This window comes from Mycolicibacterium sediminis, assembly GCF_010731735.1.
Lineage (GTDB): Bacteria > Actinomycetota > Actinomycetes > Mycobacteriales > Mycobacteriaceae > Mycobacterium > Mycobacterium sediminis.
On the sequence record NZ_AP022588.1, the window covers coordinates 340,209 to 357,321 of the forward strand.

16 protein-coding genes are annotated in these 17,113 nt (G+C 70.8%); 6 read left to right on the forward strand and 10 right to left on the reverse strand.

The window, feature by feature from the left end:
- The first annotated feature begins 48 nt into the window (after positions 1–48).
- Positions 49–2,394: a DNA 3'-5' helicase SftH gene (locus tag G6N64_RS01735; RefSeq protein WP_163795348.1), complete on the forward strand. Its 2,346-nt coding sequence runs from the start codon at positions 49–51 to the stop codon at positions 2,392–2,394.
- Positions 2,395–2,690: 296 nt separating this feature from the next.
- Positions 2,691–3,764 (forward strand): PAS domain-containing protein, encoded by a 1,074-nt coding sequence (locus G6N64_RS01740; RefSeq protein ID WP_163795349.1) that lies wholly within the window; start codon positions 2,691–2,693, stop codon positions 3,762–3,764.
- A gap of 37 nt (positions 3,765–3,801) precedes the next feature.
- On the opposite strand, the gene G6N64_RS01745 is transcribed toward G6N64_RS01740, so the two are convergent.
- The 8 genes from G6N64_RS01745 to ssd all read right to left on the reverse strand — a co-directional run bounded on the left by G6N64_RS01745 (position 3,802) and on the right by ssd (position 10,020).
- Entirely contained in the window at positions 3,802–5,433 is a 1,632-nt protein-coding gene (locus G6N64_RS01745; protein WP_264002355.1) for an acetolactate synthase large subunit, read from the reverse strand.
- Positions 5,434–5,544: 111 nt separating this feature from the next.
- Positions 5,545–5,844, reverse strand: coding sequence for an Rv3654c family TadE-like protein (locus G6N64_RS01750; RefSeq protein ID WP_163795351.1), 300 nt, complete (start codon positions 5,842–5,844; stop codon positions 5,545–5,547).
- A 34-nt stretch (positions 5,845–5,878) separates the two neighbouring features.
- Positions 5,879–6,124 (reverse strand): TadE family type IV pilus minor pilin, encoded by a 246-nt coding sequence (locus G6N64_RS01755; RefSeq protein ID WP_246230889.1) that lies wholly within the window; start codon positions 6,122–6,124, stop codon positions 5,879–5,881.
- 74 nt (positions 6,125–6,198) lie between these two features.
- Positions 6,199–6,402, reverse strand: a complete 204-nt coding sequence (locus tag G6N64_RS01760) for a DUF4244 domain-containing protein (protein ID WP_163795352.1) — start codon at positions 6,400–6,402, stop codon at positions 6,199–6,201.
- Between the two features lie 54 nt (positions 6,403–6,456).
- Positions 6,457–7,017: a type II secretion system F family protein gene (locus G6N64_RS01765; RefSeq protein ID WP_163795353.1), complete on the reverse strand. Its 561-nt coding sequence runs from the start codon at positions 7,015–7,017 to the stop codon at positions 6,457–6,459.
- Positions 7,014–7,793 carry a type II secretion system F family protein gene (locus G6N64_RS01770; RefSeq protein ID WP_163795354.1) on the reverse strand — a complete coding sequence of 260 codons (780 nt, stop codon included), beginning with the start codon at positions 7,791–7,793 and terminating at the stop codon, positions 7,014–7,016. Before G6N64_RS01770 ends, G6N64_RS01765 begins: the two co-directional genes overlap by 4 nt.
- Positions 7,790–8,950, reverse strand: a complete 1,161-nt coding sequence (locus G6N64_RS01775; protein ID WP_163795355.1) for a TadA family conjugal transfer-associated ATPase — start codon at positions 8,948–8,950, stop codon at positions 7,790–7,792. The genes G6N64_RS01770 and G6N64_RS01775 overlap by 4 nt, the downstream gene beginning before the upstream one ends.
- Positions 8,947–10,020, reverse strand: a complete 1,074-nt coding sequence (ssd, locus tag G6N64_RS01780) for a septum site-determining protein Ssd (RefSeq protein ID WP_163795356.1) — start codon at positions 10,018–10,020, stop codon at positions 8,947–8,949. Before ssd ends, G6N64_RS01775 begins: the two co-directional genes overlap by 4 nt.
- A gap of 422 nt (positions 10,021–10,442) precedes the next feature.
- On the opposite strand from ssd, the gene G6N64_RS01785 reads away from it, so the two are divergent.
- Positions 10,443–11,297, forward strand: coding sequence for an HAD-IB family hydrolase (locus G6N64_RS01785; RefSeq protein WP_163795357.1), 855 nt, complete (start codon positions 10,443–10,445; stop codon positions 11,295–11,297).
- 424 nt (positions 11,298–11,721) lie between these two features.
- On the opposite strand, the gene G6N64_RS01790 is transcribed toward G6N64_RS01785, so the two are convergent.
- Complete coding sequence (locus G6N64_RS01790; RefSeq protein WP_163795358.1) at positions 11,722–12,483, reverse strand: Fic family protein; 762 nt, start codon at positions 12,481–12,483, stop codon at positions 11,722–11,724.
- 169 nt (positions 12,484–12,652) lie between these two features.
- Here G6N64_RS01790 and acs point away from each other — a divergent pair, with 169 nt between their 5' ends.
- On the forward strand, positions 12,653–14,605 hold the full coding sequence (gene acs / locus G6N64_RS01795) for an acetate--CoA ligase (protein WP_163795359.1): 1,953 nt from the start codon (positions 12,653–12,655) through the stop codon (positions 14,603–14,605).
- A gap of 96 nt (positions 14,606–14,701) precedes the next feature.
- On the opposite strand, the gene G6N64_RS01800 is transcribed toward acs, so the two are convergent.
- Positions 14,702–15,448 carry a S1 family peptidase gene (locus tag G6N64_RS01800; RefSeq protein WP_163795360.1) on the reverse strand — a complete coding sequence of 249 codons (747 nt, stop codon included), beginning with the start codon at positions 15,446–15,448 and terminating at the stop codon, positions 14,702–14,704.
- 135 nt (positions 15,449–15,583) lie between these two features.
- Here G6N64_RS01800 and G6N64_RS01805 point away from each other — a divergent pair, with 135 nt between their 5' ends.
- Together G6N64_RS01805 and G6N64_RS01810 are read left to right on the forward strand one after the other, a co-directional pair.
- Entirely contained in the window at positions 15,584–16,099 is a 516-nt protein-coding gene (locus G6N64_RS01805) for a phage holin family protein (protein ID WP_163795361.1), read from the forward strand.
- An 83-nt stretch (positions 16,100–16,182) separates the two neighbouring features.
- Positions 16,183–17,112, forward strand: coding sequence for an alpha/beta fold hydrolase (locus G6N64_RS01810; protein WP_246231177.1), 930 nt, complete (start codon positions 16,183–16,185; stop codon positions 17,110–17,112).
- The last annotated feature ends 1 nt before the right edge of the window (position 17,113 follow it).

The following is a 17,113-nucleotide window of genomic DNA, read 5'->3' on the forward strand; positions in this document are numbered from 1 at the left end:
AACAATCGCGTGTCGAACGAGTTTTCACCCCAGCGAGGAGGCGGTCAGGTGTCGGGTCGGGCAGCGGACTTCGGGCGCGAACTGCTCGACTGTGCCGTGGCGGGCGTCGATCCGGACGAGCACCCGGTGCGGCACGTCGCCGACCTCGCCGCGCGCACGGCGCGGCACAGTTCGTGGCCGCAGTGGGTGCCCGACGACGTCGTCGGGGCCTTCGTCGCGCGGGGCATCACCGAACCCTGGACCCATCAGGTGGCCGCGGCCGATCTCGCGCACGCCGGGCGACACGTCGTGCTCAGTACCGGCACGGCGTCCGGGAAGTCGCTCGCCTACCAGGTGCCGATCCTCACCGCACTCGCCGAGGACCCCCGCGCGAGGGCGCTGTACCTGTCGCCCACCAAGGCGCTCGGCCACGACCAACTGCGGGCCGCACAATCTCTGACGGGCGCCGTCGAGCGACTCGCCGACGTCGGACCGTGTCCCTACGACGGCGACACCAGCACCGAGGCGCGACAGTTCGCCAGGGAGCGCTCCCGGTGGATCTTCTCCAACCCCGACATGATCCATCTGTCGCTGCTGCGCAACCACGCCCGCTGGGCGGTCTTCCTGCGCAATCTGCGGTACGTCGTCGTCGACGAATGCCATTACTACCGCGGCATCTTCGGGTCGAACGTGGCGATGATCCTGCGCCGGCTGGTGCGACTGTGCGCGAAGTACGCCGGCAGTGCCGACGCTCCCGGGCTGACGGTCGTCTTCGCCAGTGCCACGGCCGCGTCACCGGCCGCCACGGCGTCCGAGCTGCTCGGACACACGGTGGAGGAGGTGACCGAGGACGGTTCGCCCCAGGGCGGCCGCACCGTCGCGCTCTGGGAGCCGGCGCTGCGCGACGACCTGCTCGGCGAGAACGGCGCGCCCGTCCGACGATCGGCGGGCGCAGAGGCCGCGCGCGTGATGGCCGATCTGATGGTCGAGGGTGCCCGCACCCTGACGTTCGTCCGGTCCCGGCGCGGGGCCGAACTCACCGCACTCGGAGCGCAGGCGCGCCTCGAGACGACGGCACCGGACCTCGTCGACCTCGTCGCGTCGTACCGGGCGGGGTACCTGTCCGAGGAGCGCCGGGCGCTGGAGTCCGCGCTGGCCGACGGCAGCCTGCGCGGCCTGGCCACCACCAATGCGCTGGAACTCGGCGTCGACATCGCCGGCCTGGACGCCGTCGTGCTGGCCGGCTTCCCGGGGACCGTCGCCTCGTTCTGGCAGCAGGCCGGCCGGGCCGGCCGCCGCGGCCAGAGCGCGCTCATCGTCATGATCGCCCGCGACGATCCGCTGGACACCTACCTGGTTCACCATCCGGAGGCGTTGCTGGACAAGCCGATCGAGCGCGTGGTGATCGACCCGTCGAACCCGTACGTCCTCGGCCCGCAGCTGCTGTGCGCCGCCACCGAACTGCCCCTCACCGACGCCGAGGTTCGCACCTGGAACGCCGAGGAGGTCGCCGCCGCCCTCGTCGACGACGGCCTCCTGCGTCGGCGGCCCACCGGCTACTTCCCCACTCCCGGCGTCGATCCCCATCCCGCCGTGGACATCCGGGGCTCGTCGGGCGGACAGATCGCGATCCTGGAGACCGGCACCGGTCGCATCCTCGGTACCACCGGAGCGGGTCAGGCGCCGTCGTCGGTCCACCCCGGCGCGGTGTACCTGCACCGCGGCGAGTCCTACGTGGTCGACTCCCTCGACTTCGAGGACGGCGTCGCCTTCGTGCGGGCCCACGACCCCGGCTACAGCACGTCGGCACGGGAGGTGACCGACATCGTCGTCACCGGACCGGGCGAACGACGCACGCACGGCGAGGTCACGGTCGGCGTCGTGCCGGTGTCGGTGTCGCACACCGTGACGAGCTACCTGAGGCGCCGGCTGGACGGGGAGGTCATCGACTGCGTCGAACTCGACATGCCGACGCACACCCTGGACACCGTGGCGGTGATGTGCACGATCACCCCGGAGGCGTTGGAGCGCAACGGCATTCCCGCGTTGCGGTTCCCCGGTTCGCTGCACGCGGCCGAGCACGCGTCGATCGGGCTGCTGCCGCTGGTCGCGAGTTGCGACCGGGGCGACATCGGCGGCGTGTCCACGGCGGTCGGGCCGGAGGACGGATTGCCGACGATCTTCGTCTACGACGGCTACCCCGGCGGCGCCGGCTTTGCGGACCGCGGCTACCGCCAACTGGTGACGTGGTGGACGGCGACGGCCGAGGCGATCGAGGCGTGCGAGTGCCCGTCGGGCTGTCCGTCGTGCGTGCAGTCGCCCAAGTGCGGCAACGGCAACGACCCGCTCGACAAGGCCGGTGCGGTCGCGGTGCTTCGCCTGGTGCTCGACGAACTGGCCAGATCCAGTTCGTGACCCCCGTCCGTGGGACGACCAACCCCTCGCCGGTCGTCGACCACGGCCCCCACGCGCCCTCCGGAACCCGCTACCGACGTCGTGACGTCGGACGGCACGACCGAATCCGTCTCCGGTCCGGCTAACTAGGGGCGCTTCCGAAAAGTACTCCTCGTCCTACGGCGCGCGCAAGCGCCATCGGCCCTGGCCGAGGCCCGTTCGCGCCCGACCGCCGGGGCTGCTAGCTGGGCATACGACGGATTCCGCAGACCCGGGCAATCCCCTGCCCCCGACGAGCACGCCGGTAGGATGCCCGCATGGCCCACGACTGGCTGCTCGTGGAGACCCTCGGCAGCGAGCCCGTCGTCGTCGCCGAGGGCGATCGGACGATGAATCTCATCCCCATCAGCGTCCACCTCCGCCGCAATCCGAACGCGATGACGATCCAGACGGCGATCGCGGAGACCATCCGCGCAGGTCAAGCCCTCAGCAGCATCACCCCCAAGAACGACCGCGTGATCCGCACCGAGATGGTGCAGATGATCGACGGGACGATTCACGGCGTCCACGTGTGGGACGGACCTCCCGACGTCGAACCGCCCGTGCGCCCGACGCCGGGACCACTGGTGTGGGACCTGACCGACGGGGTCGCGACCGACACCACGGAGTCACTGGCGAACAGCGGTCGCGATCCCTCGGTCGAGACCACCCACGGCCGCGTCTTCGCCGAGGACCTGCCCACCCGCGACCTCAACGAGCGCGAGGCGCACGTGCTGTCGGCCGCGATCGAACCGCAACCCGGCAAGGTCTACTGCAGCTCGTGGGACCTGACCGACCACCTCGGCAACCCGATCGTCGTCGGCTTCGTCGCGCGGATCCTGGCGGAGAGCAACGGTGGCCCCGATCGGTTGATCTGCCGGGCGATGAACTGGCGCACCGTCCGCGACGACTCGACGATGAGCCCCGACGACGTCGGTCGCAGCGTGCTGGACGATCCGCCGACACCGGGCGTGCACCGCGCGCTGGTCGACCTCAAGTCCTGGACGCTGCTCAAGTGGCTCGACGAGCCGTGCCCCTACTACGCGTGGCGCCACCGGGACGACGACGAGCCGATGGTGCACCCCGACGACGCGGACGAGGTGGCCGCCATGACGGCAGACTTCGGGTCGCGGGACTTCGGGTCGCAATCCGCGTCCCGGGTGCTGCGCCTGCACGCGGTCGGCGGCGGCTGGACGCCCATCCACGTGACGGTCAACCGGGTCCAGCTCGGCGACGGCGTGTACGCCGGGATGCTGTCGCTGCGCGAGCCCACCGACTCCGAGCGCAAGGAGTTCGAGGGGCGGCCCCCGTCGCGACTCCGGTTGCTGCGCAACAAGATCGGTCGTACTTGATCACGACGGAGTGTGGAAGCCGCGCAGGATCGAACCGCTAGGACCAGGACTCGTCCAGCTCGCCGAGTGAGGCGATCAACGCGCTGTTGGCGCGGTAGTCGACGGGACAGGCGACGACGCTGACGGTGTCCGCGGCCAACGCCTCCCGCAGGGTCGGGAGCAGTTCGTCGGCAGACGAGATCCGGTACCCCCGCGCGCCGAAACTTTCGGCGTACGAGACGAAGTCGGGGTTGCCGAACCGGGTGTCGACGTTGTGCCCGATCTCCAGGTCCATCTTCCAGCTGATCAGACCGTAGGCGTCGTCCACCCAGACGAGGATCACCATCGGGGTGCCCACGCGCAGGGCGGTCTCGATCTCCTGCGAGTTCATCAGGAACGATCCGTCGCCGGTCGCGACGAGCACGTTCGCCGACGGTCGGGCGATCTTCGCGGCGATCGCACCCGGGACCGTCCACCCCATGGTCGACAGCCCATTGGAGATGAGGCACGTGTTCGGCTCGTAGGTCGGATACAGCCGGGCCATCCACATCTTCAGGGCACCGGTGTCGACGAGCACGATGTCGTCGCGCCCGAGCGCCGCGCGGGTGTCGGCGACGATGCGCGCCGGCGTGAGCGGGAAGCTGTCGTCGCTGCGTCCGCGGTCGAGTTCGTCGGCGAGCAGTGCCCGGATCCGCTCGTCACCCGACGAGTAGGGCTCATCGGTTCCAACGGCATCGGCCAGCGAGTCGAGGCACCGCCCGATGTCGGCGTGCAGACCCACGGCGACGTCGTAGTGGACGTCGACCTCGGCCGGAAAGCGGTGCACGTGAATGATCTTCGTGTCGCCGCGGGGGTTGATCCGGATCGGGTCGAACTCCTGCAGTTCGTAGCCTGCGGCGACGATCACGTCGGCCTGGTCGAACCCGAAGTTGACGTAGTCATGCCGCATGAACCCGACCGCGCCGAGGGCGAGGGGGTGGTCGTCGGGCATCACGCCCTTGCCGTGGAACGTCGTCGCGACCGGCATGCCGAGGGACTCGGCGAAGCGCCGCACCGCGGCCGAGGCGTCGCTGCGCACCGCGCCGTGACCCGCGAGCAGGATCGGGTTGCGTGCGGCGCGCAGGATCTCCGCGGCGCGCTCGATCTGCGCCGCCGACGGGTCGTCGGAGCGTGGCACGTTGACGCGCAGCGGGGTGGCGTCGGCCGGTGCGTCAGCGTCCTCGACGTCCTCGGGCACCGCGAGGTACACGGCGCCGGGGCGTTCGGTCTGCGCGAGCTTGAACGCCTTGCGGACCATCTCCGGCACCGACCCCGGCGTGGCGACCAGCGCCGACCACTTGGTGACCGGCGCGAACATCGACACGAGGTCGACGCTCTGGTGCGACTCCTTATAGCTGCGACGCATGCCCACCTGTGCCGAGAGTGCCAGCACCGGAGTCGAATTGGTGGTCGCGTCCGCCACCCCGAGTAGCAGGTTGATGGCACCCGGACCCAACGTCGCCGAGCACACCCCGGCCCGACCGGTGAGCCGGCCGTACACCTCCGCCATGAACGACGCGCCCTGCTCGTGCCGGGTGAGGACGTAGTCGATCGAGGAGCGGGACAGCGCGTCGACGAGGCGGATGTTCTCCTCACCCGGGATCCCGAAGACGTGTGTGACGCCCTCGTTCTCCAGGCACTCGACGATCAATTCGGCGGTGTTGCGACTGTCCTCCGGCACGCGTCGAGCTAACCACAGCGGCGTGGACGCCGTCGGGAGACCGGGTGGCGCAGTCGGGTCCGCGGTGACCTCCCCCTCGGGTCACGCCGGCCCGGCGCGCGCCGCCGCACTCGCCCGTCCGACACCCCAGCGGCCCAGCGCGGCAGCCACTTCCACCCGGAGGACGACGTCGAGACCGTCGATGGCGCACTCGGCGACCGAGCCGTGCATCCGGGTGGCGATCGAGCCCGCCCGGGCACACGCCGCGTCCAGCCCGGCGCCCAACTGCTCGGCGGCGGCCAGTGCCGCCAGGTCCGCAGCGGCCTGGGCCCGGTGCCGGGCCACCACGGCAGACCCCAGTGCCAGACCGCCGAATGCGACGCCCAGCAGCACGGCGACCATCGCCGCCGCCACCACCGTGGCCGACCCGCGGTCGTCACGGATCGTCCTCGGCCGCTGCGACGGCCTCGGCGCTGATGACGAGTCCCGGGAACATCGGCGCGGACGTGACGACCCGGGCGACGACGTAGGCACCGTCCGTGCGGACGTCGAGCCGGGAACCGTCGGGCGCCACGTCGCGCAGCACGGCGGACGTGTCGTCGCCGCGTGCCGCCAGCCTGGCTGCCTCCCGCGCGGCGTCCAGACACCGGACGTGGGTGGTGACGGCCGCCAAACCGGCCACGCACAGCACCAGTACGGCAGAAAGCGACGCGACGGCGAACGCGGCCTCGACGGTGACGCTGCCCGCGTCACCGCTCAGAGATTGGTCGTGAGGGCGCGGCCGACGAGGTTCGTCAGCGCGCTGACGATCGAGTCCCCCGTCACCACCGAGTACAGGATCGCGCCGAACGCCGCGGCGGCGATGGTGCCGATCGCGTACTCGACGGTGGACATGCCGGAGTCGTCCACCGCCAGCAGTACGAGACGCGTCCGCAGGCGGTGAAATGCTCTCTTGGTCATCGTGATTCCCCTCTTCGGTTCTGGCCGCGGACCTCCCGCGTGCCGACGGCGCACTCACAGCACACCGGTGGTCAGGACGTCTCCGGCGAGCCCGACGACCACCGGGACGATGCCGAGACAGATGAAGGCCGGCAGGTAGCAGAGCCCGAGCGGGCCGGCGATCAGCACGGCGGCACGCTCGGCCGCTGCCCGCGCGGCGGTGGTCGCATCGTGGCGCGACTGCTCGGCCAGCTCCGCGACGCTCCGCGCGAGGGCGGCACCAGAGGCGGCCGATCTGCGTGCCGATCGGGTCAGCCCCGTCACGATGGCGTCGCCGGTGCCCGGGTCCGCCCAGGCGCGTGCCGGGTCCGCGCCCAGTGCGAGCAGGCTCGCCGCACGCACGAGGACCTCGGCCAGCGGTGGCGGCGCCGACATCGCCGCCGCTTCCGCCGCAGCTGCGACGGTCATGCCCGAGTCGAGGCACGCGGCGAAGACGTCGAGGCTCGAGGCGACGGCGAGCGGATCGTCTCGACGCGCACGCGCAGAGCCGGCTCGCCGGCCCCTCGACGTGGTCCGACGCCGCGGCGCGCCACCGAACAGGATCGCGGCGGCCAGCAGGATGGCGGCGGCGCTCATGCGATGACCCGATCGATGATGCGGTCCGACCACAGCAGCCCTGCGCAGATCAGGGTGGCGCCGACGACCAGCAGCCAGCCGCCGAGCCCGTCGGACAGCAGGAAGCGCAACGGATCGGCTCCGATGAGCTGGCCCAGGCCGACGCCCAGCACCGGGAGAGCCGCGAGGATGGTCGCGGTGGCCCGTGCGCCCGCCGTTCCGGCACGCACGGTGGTGGCGAAGCGGTCCCGTTCGACCGCGTCGCGGTGGGCTGTGCGCAGCAGAGTCGCGATCGAGAGACCGTGGACGTGCGCCAGCCGCCAGCAGTCCGCCAGCCGCTCCCAGTGCGACGGTGCGGTCGAGTTGCGGGCGACGGCGGCAAGCCCGACGCTGACGTCCGCCCCGAGCCGCGCCCGGGCCGCCACGTCGCGCAGCGCACCGGCCGTGCTCCCCCCGCTCTCCCGCGCGGCCGCCTCGAAGGCGGTGACCGGATGCGCCCCGACCCGCAGTTCTCCTATCAGGACGCCGAGTGCACCCTGGACGTCCGCCGACTCGGCATCTCGGCGACGTGCGAGCGCGACCCGCCGGCGTCGCCACGCGATCGTGGCCGTCACGAGCCCGGCCGCGGTCGCCACCGACACCGGCAGGAGCAGTGCCGAACCCGCCACGATCACCGCCGCCACGGCCAGGCCCGGCACACGGGGTCGCCGCCGCGATGCCGCCACCGACAGTCGGTGCCGGGGCGAGGCGGGCACCACGAGCAGCGCGATCGCCAAAGCGATTGCAGCGGCGATCATCCCGCCCTCCGACCGTCCAGCAGGTGGCGCAGGTGCGGCATCCCGGGACCATCCCCACGTTCGTGGTGCCACGCCGCCTGCGTCGAGACCTCGCCGTCCGCCGCGCGCGCCAGGACGCCGATCTCGACCAGTCGCCGCCGGCCGCCATGGTCGCGGCCGACGTGCAGAAGCACCTGAACCGCCGCGCCGAGCTGGCTGTGCAGCGCCCGACGGTCGAGCCCGCTGGGTGCGGCCAGCGCCTCGAGCCGGGCGGGTACCTCGGCTGGGCTGTTGGCGTGCACGGTGCCCGCCCCGCCGTCGTGGCCCGTGTTGAGCGCCGCCAGCAGGTCGACGACCTCGCCGCCGCGGACCTCCCCCACGACGATGCGATCGGGTCGCATCCGCAGCGCCTGCCGCACCAGGTCCCGCACGGTCACCTCCCCGACGCCCTCGACGTTCGCGGCCCGGGCGACGAGCTTGACCAGGTGCGGATGCCGGGGCGCCAACTCGGAGGCGTCCTCCACGCACACGATGCGTTCGTGCGGCGGGACCGCGCCCAGCACGGCGGCGAGCAGCGTCGTCTTGCCCGCGCCCGTGCCACCCGAGATCAGGAACGCCAACCGCGCCGACACCACCTGATCGATGAGTGTCGCCGCGTCGGGCGCGATGGCGCCGGACGCGGTCAGCGACGCGAGATCCTGTGTTGCCGGGCGCAACACGCGCAGCGACAGACAGGTGCCCGCCTCGGCGACCGGTGGCAGTACGGCATGCAGCCGGACGGTGAAGGCGCCGTAGCCGTGGAGCTGGCCGTCCACCCACGGCTGCGCGTCGTCGAGGCGACGTCCGACGGCGAGGGCCAGGCGTTGCGCGAGTCGGCGGACCGCGTCCTCGTCGGGGAACCGAAGAGCGCTGCGCCGCAACCCGGACCCGTCGTCGACCCACACGGAGTCGGGTGCGGTCACCAGCACGTCGGTGGTCCCGTCGGCCCTCAGCAGTGGTTCGAGGATGCCGGCGCCGGTCAGTTCGGTCTGCATCGTCCGCAGTTCGGCGAGCACCTCGGCGTCACCGAGGACGCCTCCGGCCTCCGCGCGGATCGCCGCGGCGACGGCCGTGGGGCGCAGGCCGACCGACTCGGTGGCGAGGCGTTCGCGAACCCGTTCCACCAGTGACGAACTCACGCCCCGACCCCCACCGCACCGGCAGTCTCGTGTCCGCGCAGCACGTCGTGGACACGGCGCGCAGCGGTCGTCAGCGGCGAACGTCTGCGCAGCGTCAGACCGCCGTGCTCGAGGACGTTGGCGAGTTGCGGCTGGGGTCGCATCGACGCCACCAGGGGCAGACCCGTGATCTGGCCGACGTCGGCGGCGCTCAACCCGCCCGGTGACGGCCCACGCACCACCAGGCCGACGTTCGGGTTCACCGACACCAGCCAGGCGCCGACGGCCGCTGCCGCCGCGCACGACCTGACGTCTGCACACGTGACGAGCACGACGAGGTCCGCCGCGCTCAACGCCACCTCCGCGACCGGCGAGGCACGACGCGGCAGGTCGCACACGACGGTCACACCACCGCGGCTTCCCGCATCGAGAACCGACGCGGCGGCGCCGGCGTCGATGTCGTGCGCGGCGCGTCCCGACGAGAGCACCGTCACCCCGCCGCGGGTCGGAAGTGCCTCTCGCAGAGCCGTATAGGACACGCGTCCGCCCTGCAGGGTCAGGTCCGGCCAGCGCAGACCACTGGCCGACTCGCCGCCCACCACCAGGTCCAGGCCGCCGCCCCACGAGTCCAGATCGACCAGCAGCGCATCACCCGCGGTCATCGCGAGGGCCGCCGCGAAGACGGAGGCACCGGCGCCGCCCCGGCCTCCGAGCACCGCGACCGTCGGACCCCGCCGCGCCCCGCGGGTCGACTCCCCCGCGTCGGAGAACTCCGCGGCGAGTTCGGTCTCCTGGTCCGGGAATCGCAGGACGCGCCGAACACCGAGCGCGATCGAGTCACGCCACTGGTCCGGGGTCAGGTCGGTGCGGTGGACGAGGTGTACGCGGTCACGCCGCGGCATGCCGAGGTGAGCGCACCTGCCGACGGCGGCGGCGTCGAGAACCACGGCGGACGCAGCCCGCCACACCTTGTGACTGGACGGCTCGGACGCGTGGACGACGCGCGTTCCCACGGCGGCGGCGATGCGGTCGACGTCTGCGCGCAGACCACCGTCGTCGATCACCGACAGGACGCCGCCACTGGGACTCATGCGTTCCATTAGTGGGGACCGGGGGACCGCTCCGCGACCGCCCGCAACTGATCTGTGGATGAATGCGGGACTGTGGACGGCGGCCCGACGACGGGTCGCGACCACGTGCTACAGGGAACATCCGCGGGGACTGCGGGAAAACCGCCCTACCCCGGAAAAGGGACGACCCCCGCCAGGGGGGGAGGAGGCGGAGGTCGTCGTGTATCAGCCCCGGGGGGTCGGGCTGATCCACACCCGGCATAAGCCGAGTAATGCTCACTATACACACGCCGACACCCGACGACGCAAGTCCTGCATTCCGCCGAAATCACCGCGTGACCAGTAATGTTGCAGCGACCTTCAAGTGGCCGAATCGGCCATTTCCGGCTGACGCGCGTGCCAGCCGAGGCACGTAATGTCACGTCGACCCCTATGCTGTGGGCGTGACCGCCCCCGACTCGGCCCCGGGCATCTCGCCGGTGCGATCCGAGTCCGACGCCGATCTGCCGGTGCGCACGGCCGCCTTCTTCGACCTCGACAAGACGGTCATCGCGAAGTCGAGCACCCTGGCCTTCAGCAAACCCTTCTTCGATCAGGGGCTGATCAACCGCCAGACAGTGCTGAAGTCGGCGTACGCGCAGTTCATGTTCCTGATGTCGGGCGCGGACCACGAGCAGATGGACCGCATGCGGTCCTACATCACCAACATGTGCACCGGCTGGAACGTCGAGCAGGTGAAGTCCATCGTCGCCGAGACGCTGCACGACATCGTCGATCCCCTCATCTTCGCCGAGGCCGCCAACCTCATCGCAGATCACAAGCTGTTCGGCCGGGACGTGGTCGTGGTGTCGGCGTCCGGCGAGGAGATCGTCGCCCCCATCGCCCGCGCGCTCGGCGCCACCCACGCGATGGCGACGCGCATGGTGGTCGAGGACGGCCGGTACACGGGCGAGGTCGCGTTCTACTGCTACGGCGAGGGCAAGGTCGAGGCGATCCGCGAACTCGCTGCGCGAGAGGGCTATTCGCTCGAACACTGCTACGCCTACTCCGATTCGATCACCGACCTGCCCATGCTCGAGGCCGTCGGCCACCCGACCGTGGTGAACCCCGACCGGGCGTTGCGCAAGGAGGCGTCGGCACGCGGATGGCCGGCGCGGACGTTCTCCCGCCCCGTTCCGCTGCGCGACAGGATCCCCGCGCCGTCGGGCGCAGCCGTGGCCACCAGCGTCGCCGTCGGCGCCAGCGCCCTGGCCGCCGGCGCGCTGACGTACTCGCTGCTGCGACGCTTCCTGCCCTGATCAAGCCTGGTTGCTGAGCGGCCGCCCGTAGCGATTCCGCGACGCGCACGAATTGGGCCTTGATGTGACCGCCGTCACGGAGTACAAATGGAGTCACGGAAGCTTGGCAAGGCCAAGATCGCACCGGAGGAGAAGGTACGGTCTCCCGAGTCAAGCTGCCTAGCACGGATTTCGGCACCCACGCCACGGATTTCGGCACCCACGCGGAGCACATGCCGCGATATGGCAAAAGCGTTGTGGGCCTGCGGAACCGGGAAGAGCGAGCGACGTGTCGACCTCTTGGGTGAGGACGCCGAGCGAAGCGCATCACGGGAACGCCGAGGCCACCCACACAACCCACCGAGCACGCTTGGTAACCGGCGTCCGTGCTAGCGGGCGGCGAGCCGAGTCACATCTCGAATGTGAGTCGGATCGTCGCCCGCTCTTACTTTGCTGACCCTTGCTCGGCCATGGCCTGGGCAATGCCGAGCGCCTCACGGGCGCCGGCATGCAGACCACGCGAACTGTGAATCAGCCACGCGGTCAAGCCGTCCGGAGTACCGGAGGCGAACCCGCGCGCCGACGCCTTGTAATCGCCCGACTGACGCATCCAGTACATCTCCGGCACGCCGAGCCCATGCGGATCCAGGCCACTGTTGATCGTGATGAGTCGCGAGACCGCGCGCGCCACCACGCCGTCGGCCACACCGAACGGTTCGAGCGTGAGGATCTCGCCGTGCGCGACGGCGGCCAGGACGTGCGCAGGGACACGGGTACCGCTGGTGATGATGTCGCCCAGGAGTTCCAGCCGGCGCGCCACGTCGCCGTCGCCGCGCGGCCTGCCCAGACGGTCGTCGTCGGTGAGGTCGGAGGCGGCCAACGCGTGAAGTCGCGCGATCGCCTGCAGCGGCGCGCGCTGCCAGGCGCCGACCAGCGACGTCGCGCCGCCCTCGAGCGCCTCGGCCACGCGCAGGGCCCCGGACAGGATGGGGTCGGCGTCGCCGGCATTGGCCAGCAGCATGGACCCGCCGTCGAGCACCGAGGATGCCCGCGCCGCGCGGATCGACGCCTCGCCCGCCGACGCCGGCCAGCCCCGCAGGTTGAACCGGTGCCGGTGCGCGCGGCCCAGCGTCTCGCGCGCTTCGTCACCGGCGGCCGCCACTCCCGGCAGCTCGGCCAGCGGGGCAAGGGGATCGGATTGGGCCACGACCACACGCTAATGCCTCCGAACGGGGCTGCCGTGCACGGCCGGTGCACGTCACCGGCCGACCGTTGGACCCGCCGCAGCGCACGTTCGTCGCGCGTCCGCCGCCGCCCGCAGCGGGCGGTGTGAGTCACCAACCTCGGTGCAACCCCCGGTGACTAGGCTCACACCCATGTCCGACACGCACACCGAGGTCCAGGCGTCCTACGAGCCGTCACAGGACTTCGTCTCGCAGGCCAACGCCACCGCCGACATGTACGACGACGCCGAGCGGGACCGTCTGGCGTTCTGGGGCCGTCAGGCCGATCGGCTGTCCTGGGAGACGCCGTACACCGACGTCCTCGACTGGTCCGAGGCGCCCTTCGCGAAGTGGTTCGTCGGCGGCAAGATCAACGTCGCCTACAACTGCGTCGACCGCCACGTCGAGGCAGGCAACGGCGACAGGGTGGCCATCCACTGGGAGGGCGAACCCGTCGGCGATGCCCGCTCCATCACCTACGCCGAACTGAAGGACGAGGTGTGCAAGGCCGCCAACGCGCTGGCCGACCTCGGGCTGGTGGCCGGCGACCGGGTCGCCATCTACATGCCGATGGTGCCCGAGGCCATCATCGCGATGCTCGCGTGCGCCCGCCTCGGCGCGATGCACTCGGTGGTGTTCGCCGGGTTCTCCGCGTCCGCGCTCAAGGCACGCATCGAGGACGCCGAGGCGAAACTGGTCATCACCACCGACGGCCAGTACCGCCGGGGCAAGGCCGCCTCGCTGAAGGAGGCCGTCGACGAGGCCGCCGCAGGGCAGCCGTCCGTCGAACACGTGGTGGTCGTGCGTCGCACCGGCATCGACGTCGAGTGGACCGAAGGCCGCGACGTGTGGTGGCACGACGTGGTCGACGCCGCCTCCACCGAGCACGAGTGCGAGGCCTTCGACGCCGAGCACCCGCTGTTCCTGCTGTACACCTCCGGCACCACTGGCAAGCCCAAGGGCATCATGCACACCACGGGCGGCTACCTGACCCAGACGTCCTACACCCACCACAACGTGTTCGACGTGAAGCCGGACACCGACGTCTACTGGTGCACCGCCGACATCGGCTGGGTCACCGGCCACACCTACATCGTGTACGGGCCGCTCTCCAACGGCGTGACGCAGGTCGTCTACGAGGGCACGCCCACCTCCCCGGACGAGCACCGCCACTTCCAGGTCATCGAGAAGTACGGCGTCACCATCTACTACACGGCACCCACCCTCATCCGTACCTTCATGAAGCTGGGCCGGCAGATCGCCGCCGAGCACGACCTGTCCAGCCTGCGGCTGCTCGGTTCGGTCGGCGAGCCCATCAACCCCGAGGCGTGGCGCTGGTACCGCACGGTCTTCGGCGCCGACAAGACCCCCATCGTCGACACCTGGTGGCAGACCGAGACCGGGTCCATCATGATCTCGCCGCTGCCGGGTGTGACGAACACCAAGCCGGGATCGGCGATGACCCCGCTGCCGGGTATCTCGGCGAAGATCGTCGACGACGACGGCAACCAGTTGGAGCCCGGCACCGACCACGGCGAGCAGGCCAGCGGCTACCTCGTTCTCGACAAGCCGTGGCCGTCGATGCTGCGCGGCATCTGGAACGACCCGGAACGCTTCAAGGAGACCTACTGGTCGCGGTTCGGCGAGCAGGGCTGGTACTTCGCGGGAGACGGCGCCCGCTACGGCAAGGACGGCGAGATCTGGGTGCTCGGCCGCATCGACGACGTCATGAACATCTCCGGTCACCGCATCTCGACGGCCGAGGTGGAGTCCGCGCTGGTCGGCCACTCCGGAGTCGCCGAGGCGGCGGTGGTGGGCGCGACCGACGAGCAGACCGGTCAGGCCATCTGCGCGTTCGTCATCCTCAAGGCGTCGGCCAAGGGCGGTGACGACAACATGGTCGAGGAACTCCGCGCGGAGGTGGCCAAGGAGATCTCGCCGATCGCCAAGCCCCGCGAGATCCACGTCGTCCCCGAGCTGCCGAAGACCCGCAGCGGCAAGATCATGCGCCGGTTGTTGCGCGACGTCGCCGAGGGCCGCGAGTTGGGCGACACGTCGACCCTGGTCGATCCGAGCGTGTTCGAGGCGATCCGCGCCAGCAAGTAGACACCGCCTCCTCCCGCCGAACGTTGGTTACCGTCACGCCTTTCGCGAGAAAGCGTGACGTAGGTCAACGTTCGCGGGCGCAAGCGGCGGTGACGGTCAGACCGCGGGCGTGGAACCCACCGGGACGAAGCCCGACCCCGGCCGGTTCTTCGCCGTGATGTCGGCGAGGACGGCGTTGATCGACATCGTCACGGCCGGCGTGTGCAGCGGCACGTACTTGACGACGCAGGTGGGCAGGTCCTGGCTGAACGCGCCGTGGATCATGCCGACGAGATGGTTGTTCACCGTGACGGGGGCACCGGAGTCGCCGGGTTGCCCGCACACCTGGCTGACGATGGTGCCCGGTTCCTTGCCCGGCCCCCACGTGACACCGCAGGAGTACCCGGTCGTGCGGCCGAGCTTGCACGACACCTCGCCGAACGCCGGATCGGGTCCGATCCCGTCGATCTGGAACCCGTCGACGACGTTGACCGGGGCTACCAGCGCGGGGTCGAACTCGATCACGGCGTAGTCGAGGCCGTCGTTGCCGGCGACCATCGTGCCCAGCGGCCCGCGGTCCGCGGCGGCCTCGGACGACACCTTCGCACCCGGCCCGCCGCAGTGCGCGGACGTGAAGCCGATCAGCTTGCCCCGCGAGTCGTTGCCGATCGCCGTCAGCGTGCAGAAGGTCTCACCGTCGATGACGATGCCCGAGCCGCCGCCGAGGGGAACCGGATCGGCGGCCTGCGACGGCGCGGCGGCCATCAGGTTCACGGCACTCAGAACCAGGGCGGACACGGCGGCGAGCAGACCCCGGCGCACGGTGCGCGACCAGCGGCGACCCGACGATTCGACAGCAGACATTCGTAGCGCATCCCTAACGTTTGCCTCGGCGGACGTCGCACGAAACGCGTTCAGTCTATCGTCGGGCGGCATCGAGCCATTCGCCGCGACATGGCAACATGATCCGCATCTGTTCCGATGTGGGAGGACCTGTCCATGAGTTCTGGCGACCGTAAGAACGGCGTGCCGACCACGGTGACGTCGATTCCTCTGGTGGATCCGCACGCCCCGAAGGTCGATCCGTCGGTGGGCGACCTGGTCAAGGATGCGACCGCGCAGATGTCGACGCTGGTCCGTGCCGAGGTGGAGTTGGCCAAGGCCGAGATCACCCGGGACGTGAAGAAGGGTCTCACCGGCAGCGTCTTCTTCATCCTGGCGCTGGTGGTGCTGTTCTACTCGACGTTCTTCTTCTTCTTCTTCCTCGCTACCGTGCTCGACATCTGGTTGGTGACGTGGGCGGCCTACCTCATCGTCTTCGGGCTCATGGTGGTGACGACCATCCTGTTCGCGCTGCTGGGCTATCTGAAGGTCCGTCGCATCCGCGGACCGCAGAAGACCATCGCGTCGGTGAAGGAGGCACGGGTGGCGCTCGTGCCGGGTGGGGACAAGCCGACGCCGGCGATCAGCGGTGACCGCCCCGGCACCTCGACGACTGATCCATCAGGCTGGTAGTGATCCGCCGGAGCCGCCCCGGCGGCGACGTCCGGCCACACCGCCCCGAGGGCGGCGAGAAGCGGCCCCCTCCGGATCCGTCGGTGACCCGCATCGACGGGCCGTGGCGCCATCTCGAGGTGCACGCCAACGGGATTCGCTTCCACGTCGTCGAAGCGGACAGGGCGGCGGCCGACGAGGGCTCCGGTGACCGTCCGCTGGTCATCCTGCTGCACGGCTTCGCGTCGTTCTGGTGGTCGTGGCGCCATCAGCTGCGCGGGCTGTCCGGTGCGCGGGTGGTGGCCGTCGACCTGCGCGGCTACGGCGGCAGCGACAAGCCGCCCCGTGGCTACGACGGTTGGACGCTGGCGGGCGACATCGCGGGGCTCGTCCGGGCGCTGGGCCACGAGAACGCCACCCTGATCGGGCACGCCGACGGTGGCCTGGTGTGCTGGGCGACCTCGGTGCTGCACCCGCGAGCGGTCCGCGCGATCGGCATGGTCAGTTCACCGCACCCGGTGGCGCTGCGGGCGTCGACCGTGCGCCGCCGCGACCAGCGCAGGGCGCTGCTGCCGTGGATGCTGCGCTACCAGGTCCCGGTCGTCCCCGAACGTCGTCTCACCCGGGACGACGCCGCCGAACTCGAGTCGCTGGTGCGGAGCAGGTCGAGCGCGTCGTGGCAGTCCACCGACGACTTCGCGGAGACCATCCACCATCTGCGGCGGGCGGTCCAGATCCCGTCGGCGGCGCACTGCGCGCTCGAGTATCAGCGGTGGGCGGTGCGCAGCCAGCTGCGTGGCGAGGGGCGTCGCTTCATGCGGTCGATGAAGCGGCCCCAGTCCGTGCCCGTCCTGCACGTTCGCGGCGACGCCGATCCCTACGTGCTGGAGGACCCGGTCCTGCGCACCCATCGGTACGCCCCGCACGGGCGGTATGCCACCGTCGCGGGGGCCGGGCACTTCGCGCACGAGGAGTCCCCCGACGCCGTCAACGAACTCATCGGCAGGTTCCTCACCCAGGTGTACGGCAGCTGAT